The sequence below is a fragment of the Streptosporangium subroseum genome, from assembly GCF_900188345.1.
In the GTDB taxonomy this organism is placed as follows: Bacteria; Actinomycetota; Actinomycetes; order Streptosporangiales; family Streptosporangiaceae; genus Streptosporangium; species Streptosporangium subroseum.
Genome location: NZ_FZOD01000068.1, coordinates 44,888 through 51,469, shown reverse-complemented (window position 1 = coordinate 51,469; position 6,582 = coordinate 44,888). Strand labels below are relative to the sequence as shown.

Sequence of the window (6,582 nt, the reverse complement as noted above, 5' to 3'; positions counted from 1 at the left end):
AGGAAGTCGGCGCTGGAGGCGTTGGAGCCGTGCGCGAGATACCAGGAGAACGACAAATTCAGCGTTCCGCTCGGCAGGGTGATCGCGGGTGAGCGGACGCTGGTTGTGCCGCCGTCGAGGTCGTAGTCGCCGGCGGCCGCGCCCGCCAGTCGTCCGGTGACCAGGTCGTTGGAGCCGCTGACGGTGGTGCCGAGCTGCTTGGCACCACCGGAGGTGGTGGCCTCCGGGTCACCGCGCTCCCACTGGCCGAGCGTGGCGGTGTCGGTGGCGCCGGGGTTGGTCGTCCAGCCGGTCGCCGTCTCGAAGGTGTCGGAGTAGACCGTCGTCGGCGGGGTGGGCGGGGTGCCCGTGGCGATCGTCCACACCGCGTTGGCGATCGCGTCGGCGTTGCGGTTGAGCGCGGTGTCGTTGATGTTCGCCGTGGTGTCGCACGCCCGGTGGTAGCAGGCGTCGAACGCCTGCCCCGCCGTACCGCCCCAGAGGGTCGCCTGGGCGCTGGACTTGATGCCCTCCGCGCCGGTGAAGGTGCCGCCCGCAGGGATTCCCACGCTGATGAACGGCCCGTAGTCGGAGCGCCCGTCGAAGTCGGTGCCCCGGGTGGGCACGCCGATCGAGGCGAAGTAGGCCTGGAGCGTCGCCTCCAGCTGCGCCGAGCCCGCCGGGCCGGGACCCGAGCCGGTGCCGTCGGAGTTGTCCCCGTCGTAGAGGAAGTAGCCGGGGTTGGGCGAGCCGACCATGTCGAAGTTCAGGTAGCCCTTGATCTTCGTCCGCTCGGAGGAGGGGAGGTTGTTGACGTAGTACTGGGAGCCGCGCAGGCCCAGCTCCTCGGCTCCCCACCAGGCGAAACGGAGGTGCTTGGTGGGTGCCAGCGCCTGGCGGGAGACCTCGAGCGCGGTCTCCAAAATGGCGGCGCTGCCGGAGCCGTTGTCGTTGATGCCCGGCCCCGCGGTCACGCTGTCGAGGTGTCCGCCGACCATGAGGATGTCGTTCGGGTCGCCGCCCGGCCAGTCGGCGATGACGTTGTAGCCGGTCGCGCCGCTGTAGGTGAACGGCTGGAGGGTGGTGGTGAACCCGGCGCCGTCCAGCAGGCCCTTGACGTAGTTGGCCGAGGCCAGGTGCCCCGGCCGGCCATGAGCGCGGTTACCGCCGTTGGCGGTGGCGATGGACTGCAGCTGGGTCAGGTGTGCTTTCACGGCGGTCAGCGAGATGTCCGGTGGGACGGCTGCCGACGCGGCCGTTGTCGGTGCGGTGAGTGCCAGGGGGATGGCCAGGATCACTGCCATGCCCATGGCCTTCGGACTGCGCATCATGCTCCTCGGGTTGGGAGGGTGGGGGGTCCCCGAAGCGGCGCGCATCCCTTGCGGGGATGCGCGCCGTACAGCGTGGTGGTGCGCTTAGATGGCCGCGTCCTCGGGCGCCTGCGCGGCAGGCTTCGCGGCGAGCTTGGAGAGGGTCGTCGCGGCGGGGGCGGGGATGGAGGAAAGGTCGTAGGCGAAGTACGCGGTGGCGTAGCCGATGGCCTTGGAGTTGCGGTCGAGCGCGGCGGCGTTGATGTTGGTGATGCCGTCGCAGTCGGCGTGGTAGCAGGGGTCGTAGGGGGCGTCCGCCGTACCGCCCCAGATGGCGGCCTCCTCGGCGGTCTTGACGCCCTCGGCGCCGGTGAAGATGCCGCCCGACGGGATGCCGTTCGCGATGAAGGCGCCGTAGTCGGAGCGGCCGTCGAAGTCGGTGCCCTTGAAGGGCAGGTGACGCTTGCCGTAGAACTTCTCGAGACGCTTCTCGATCTGGGCGGAGCCCGCCGGGCCGGGGCCCGCGCCCTCGGCGTCGGAGTCGTCACCGTCATAGAGGAAGGTGACGTCGTTCGGCGAGGCGATCATGTCGAAGTTCATGTAGACCCGGATCTTTTTCCGCTCGGCGGCGGAGAGACCCGCGACGTACTGGTCGGAGCCGAGCAGGCCCAGCTCCTCCGCGCTCCACCAGGCGAAGCGCAGCCTGTTCTTGGTGGGCACGTTGGCCAGCTTGAGCGCGGTCTCCAGGATGGCGGCGCTGCCGGAGGCGTTGTCGTTGATACCGGGACCCTCGGGAACGCTGTCCAGGTGGGCGCCGGCCATGACGACCTGGTCCGACTTGCCCCATCGGGATTCGGCGATGAGGTTCTTGCTCTGGCCGACCGTGGTCTTGGCGTCCACCTTCAGGTGCACGCTCGTGTTCGGGCTGTCGGCCAGGTCCAGGCCGACGGTGGTGCTCGCCATCACGATCGGGAAGCCGAAGCGCCACTCGGAGATGTCGAACAGGAGCGGGTCGGTACGGCCCGGCTGACCTTCGTTGAAGAAGATCACACCGCTCGCGCCGGCCGCCTTGGCGTTGGTGGCCTTGTCGACGAACGGGCAGGTGCCGCGCTGGAGCAGCGCGATCCGGCCCGGAACGAACCCGGCGAAGTCGGCGGTCTCGCAGCCGGAGGTGGAGGTGTTGGGGGCCGGCGGCGGCGGGATGATCAGATCGACGCCCTGGACCTGCGCCGTGACGTCACCCGAACCGGAGGAGATCACGGTCACGTAGTCGGCCGGGTTGGCGTAGGTCTTCACCTCGGGGGCCGTCTGCTGCAGCACCGAGGGGCTGAGCTCTTCCCAGTTGAGCGGGAACTCGACGTTGGTCGTGGAGGTCTTGTAGCCCGCCTTGCGGAGCTTGTCCTGCACGTAGGCGAGGGAGGCCGCGTGGCCGGGCGTGCCCGCCGCGCGGTTGCCGCCGTTGGCGTTCGCTATTTCCTGGAAACGGTCCAGGTGCTTCTTGACGTTCGAACCCTTGATCTGGGTGGCGAAGGCATTCGCCAGGACGTCCGTGACGTCGATGGTGGTGGCACTCGCCGGAGGGGAGAAGGCGAGGGGGAGGGCGACGGCCGTGACCAGGGCGGCGGTCCGGACCATGCTGCGTCGTAACGTCAGGCGCATAACGCTCCTTGGGATGGAACGCAGGGAGAAATCCCTACAGGTACAAAGCGGAACGTACAGGCAGTAACCGTCTCCGTATAGGTGTTCTGTATAGATGTTCTGACCCCGAGTTGCGGTAAATGGTCGCGATCTCAACCCTGTCAGGGTTTTCTCAGGGATACGGAGGGAACGGGAGCATCTCCTCCATCCGTTGGATCGGATGAAGAACATCGATTCGGGGAGAGGCAACGTGCACCGTTCAAGAAACCACAAGATAATCGCCGGCGTCTGCGGCGGGATCGCGGACAGCCTCGGCTGGTCGCCCACGGTCGTCCGGGTGTTGTGGCTGCTGCTCTCGCTCATCCCGGGACCGCTCTGGGTGGCCTACGTCCTAATGTGGATCTTCGTCCCCAAGGCGCCCGCAGCCCGATACTGAAAATAAGCTGATGGCATGAGGCAACGACCCCTGTCCCTGATCCAGGACGACCTGGTCGACTACGAGAAGGCCATGGAGCGGATGGCGGAGCTGGTCGGCGAGCGGCAGCGCGACGAGCGCTCCGACACGCTCTGGCTGCTCAGCCATCCGCAGGTCTACACGGTCGGCAGGCGCACGCTGGAGCAGCACCTGCCCGACCCGTCCCACGGCATCCCCGTCCTGAGCACGGGCCGGGGCGGCCAGCTCACCTATCACGGTCCCGGCCAGCTGGTCGGATACCTGATCGTCAAGCTCGGCGAGGACGAGGGGATCGTCGACTACGTCCGCGAGGTCGAGCTCAGGCTCGTCAGCGCGCTCGACGCGCTGGGTGTCCCGGCCGAACGCCGTGACACCCCGCCCGGCTCCGAGCTGCTCACGGGCGTGTGGACGAAGGAGACGGGCCGGAAGATCATCTCGATCGGCATGCGGCAGAGCCGCAGCGTGACCAGCCACGGGTTCGCCCTCAACGTCGACGGCGACCTGACCCCGTGGGACTGGGCGGTGGCCTGCGGCATGCCCGAAGTCGACATGACCTCCATGGGGCGGGAGGCGCCGGCCACCGCCGCCATGGATCGGGTCCGGGCGGCGGTGGCGGAGGCCTTCGAGGCGAGCTGACCGGTCTCCCGGCCTTCCGGGCGACCGGATTTGGTCAGCCGATCGTCTCCTTGCCGCCCAGGTCCGCCGGAGCGACCGGATCGGACGCGTCGACCGTACGGCGCGGGCCGGTGAACCAGTGCTTGGCCGACAGCGCCCACCACAGGCCCACGGCCAGCACCATCGCGCCGACCACGATCGGCGCGTAGTTGACCGCGGTCCAGGTGAACTCGGAGCTGAACGGCACGGCGGCCGGGACCAGCGGCATGATGAAGTAGATCGAGACGATGACGATCTCGACGATGGCGATCCAGCACATGACCTTGTACTTCGACCCCAGCGTCCAGGGTCCCGGCTGGAACCGATCTCCCATCCGCAGCCGGAGCCAGATCGGGATCGCGAAGGCGATGTAGAGGCCGATGACCGCCACCGACACGACCGCGTAGAAGGCCAGCGGCAAGCCACCGGGGGCCTCGTACAACGCGGGCAGGGTGAGGACCAGCGCGGCCACGCAGCCGAAGATGATCGCGTTGACGGGGGTCCGGTTGGCGTCCACCCTCGACCACAGGCGCCAGCCGGGGATCGCGCCGTCCCGGGAGAACGCGTACGTCATCCTGGACATCGAGGTCACGCAGCTCATCCCGCAGAAGAACTGGCCGATGGTGGAGATCGCGAAGATCGCCGTGGCCAGGTTGCCGGGGAGCGCGCTGTCGAAGATGGCGCCGACGAAGCCGCCCGCGCCGTTGATCGCGTCCACGTCGGTGGCCGCGAACAGGAAGGCCAGCAGCAGGACCCAGCCGCCGATCGCCGAGTAGAAGATCGACTGCCACAGTCCCCTGGCGGCGGCGGTGGAGGCGCCCTGGGTCTCCTCCGACACGTGCGCGCACGCGTCGAACCCGGTGATCGTGTACTGGGTCAGCAGGAAGCCGAGCGGCAGCACGTAGAACCAGTAGGACGAGTCGGAGAAGCCGGAGTTGTTGATCGTCTCGGTGAAGACGAACGACATCGACTGGTGCGAGTCGGGACCGAAGACCAGGATCAGCACGACCACCGCCGCGCCGAACACGTGCCACCACACCGAGACGTTCTGCAGCGTCGCGATCAGCCGGTGGGAGAAGACGTTGATCAGGCCGTGCAGTACGAGGATGACCGCGAAGAGGATGAACGCGTTGGTCAGGGTGGGGTCCCAGCCGGGGAAGAACCGGTTGAGGGTGATGTTCAGGAAGGTCGCGCAGCCGTAGTCGACCGAGGCCGTGACCGCGATCAGGCCGATGAGGTTGAACCACCCGGTGAACCAGCCGTGGATCGGCTTGCCCATCTTGGCGGCCCACCAGTAGATGCCGCCGGCGGTCGGATAGGCCGACACCAGCTCCGACATGCAGAGACCGATGATCAGAATGAAGATGGAGATCAGCGGCCAGCCCCACGAGATGGCGACGGGACCGCCGTTGTTCCAGGCCTGGCCGAAGGTGGTGAAGCACCCCGCCAGGATGGAGATGATCGAGAAGGAGATGGCGAAGTTGGAGAAGCCGCTCCAGGTTCTGGAGAGTTCCTGTTTGTAACCGAGCTCAGCGAGCCGCTTCGCGTCCTCGTCGACCGATGTTGGCTTGGTCATTCAAGCCTCCTTGCATGGTGGTGCGGGGGGTGGGGAGATCCGGGGCGAGAACCTCGGACGTCATCGATGAGCCGCCCGAACTCCGGGTCGTCGAGGTCTCGCACGGCTTGCTCGAACTTGTCGGCCGCCTCGGCGTCGTAGTCGAAGTCGGCGTCGGCCGCCTGCTCCTTCAGCAGTCCGTGGTGCACGGCGAACCAGAGCGTCCAGGTCAGGTTGGACATGATCAGGTTGAGCCGGACCCTGGAGGTCAGCCGCGACTCGTCCCGGCCGAAGTAGGCGCGTGCCAGACGCAGGGTCAGGTCGGGGTCGTAGTCCGCCTCCGCGGCGATGTCGCCCAGCTCGAAGGCCGGGTCGTTGTTCCCGGAGAGCTGGTAGTCGACGATCCTGATCTCCGTGCCGCACAGGATGAGGTTTCCCGGCAGCAGGTCGTTGTGGCACGGCACCGTCGGCAGCGGATCGGCGGCCAGCGCGCGCTCGATGTCGGCCACCACCGGCAGCAGGTCCTCGTAACCCTCGGGTTTCGGAAGCTCGTGGGTATGACAGAGCGCGAGGAACTGGTCGAGCTTGCCGAAGATGGAGAAGTCGTTGACGAACCTGGGGCCGGCGTGCAGGCGGCGGCAGGCGGCCGCGATGGGACCGGTGAGCGTCCGCACGGTGTGCGCGTCCAGCGTGGTCCCGTCGAGATACTCCAGCAGCAGGGCGTCGGGCATCCGGTGCAGCACCCTCGGGCCGACCCCCGCGTCGGCCGCGCGCAGCGTGTTGGCGATCTCCTGGTCGAGGGGGATGCCGAGACCCGCCTCGGAGACCCGTGGATCGAGCACTCGCAGCAGCCATCGCTGTCCGTCGGCTGCGTCCAGCCGGGCGATCCGGTGGCTGAGCCCACCTTTGATCGGCGTCTCGGTTATGGGCTGTCCGGCCCATTTTCGGACGTCAGCGAGAGCATCTGGCATACGGCACTCCTTTGGCCTACC

The 6,582-nt window shown here is 67.8% G+C and carries 6 protein-coding genes; 2 read left to right on the top strand and 4 right to left on the bottom strand.

Annotated features, from left to right (window positions below; genetic code table 11):
- Both CHC08_RS39730 and CHC08_RS39725 read right to left on the bottom strand, forming a co-directional pair.
- Positions 1–1,310: M28 family metallopeptidase (locus CHC08_RS39730; RefSeq protein WP_245878852.1), on the bottom strand; the 1,310-nt coding region annotated here is incomplete at its 3' end.
- Between the two features lie 84 nt (positions 1,311–1,394).
- Complete coding sequence (locus CHC08_RS39725) at positions 1,395–2,948, bottom strand: M28 family peptidase (protein ID WP_245878851.1); 1,554 nt, start codon at positions 2,946–2,948, stop codon at positions 1,395–1,397.
- 229 nt (positions 2,949–3,177) lie between these two features.
- Here CHC08_RS39725 and CHC08_RS39720 point away from each other — a divergent pair, with 229 nt between their 5' ends.
- Positions 3,178–3,363 carry a PspC domain-containing protein gene (locus CHC08_RS39720; RefSeq protein WP_089212554.1) on the top strand — a complete coding sequence of 62 codons (186 nt, stop codon included), beginning with the start codon at positions 3,178–3,180 and terminating at the stop codon, positions 3,361–3,363.
- A gap of 15 nt (positions 3,364–3,378) precedes the next feature.
- Entirely contained in the window at positions 3,379–4,017 is a 639-nt protein-coding gene (lipB, locus tag CHC08_RS39715) for a lipoyl(octanoyl) transferase LipB (RefSeq protein WP_089212546.1), read from the top strand.
- 34 nt (positions 4,018–4,051) lie between these two features.
- Here lipB and CHC08_RS39710 read toward each other — a convergent pair whose 3' ends face one another.
- Together CHC08_RS39710 and CHC08_RS39705 are read right to left on the bottom strand one after the other, a co-directional pair.
- Positions 4,052–5,611, bottom strand: a complete 1,560-nt coding sequence (locus tag CHC08_RS39710) for an amino acid permease (RefSeq protein ID WP_089212545.1) — start codon at positions 5,609–5,611, stop codon at positions 4,052–4,054.
- Positions 5,608–6,561, bottom strand: coding sequence for a phosphotransferase (locus CHC08_RS39705; protein ID WP_179282486.1), 954 nt, complete (start codon positions 6,559–6,561; stop codon positions 5,608–5,610). The genes CHC08_RS39710 and CHC08_RS39705 overlap by 4 nt, the downstream gene beginning before the upstream one ends.
- Positions 6,562–6,582: the final 21 nt, after the last annotated feature.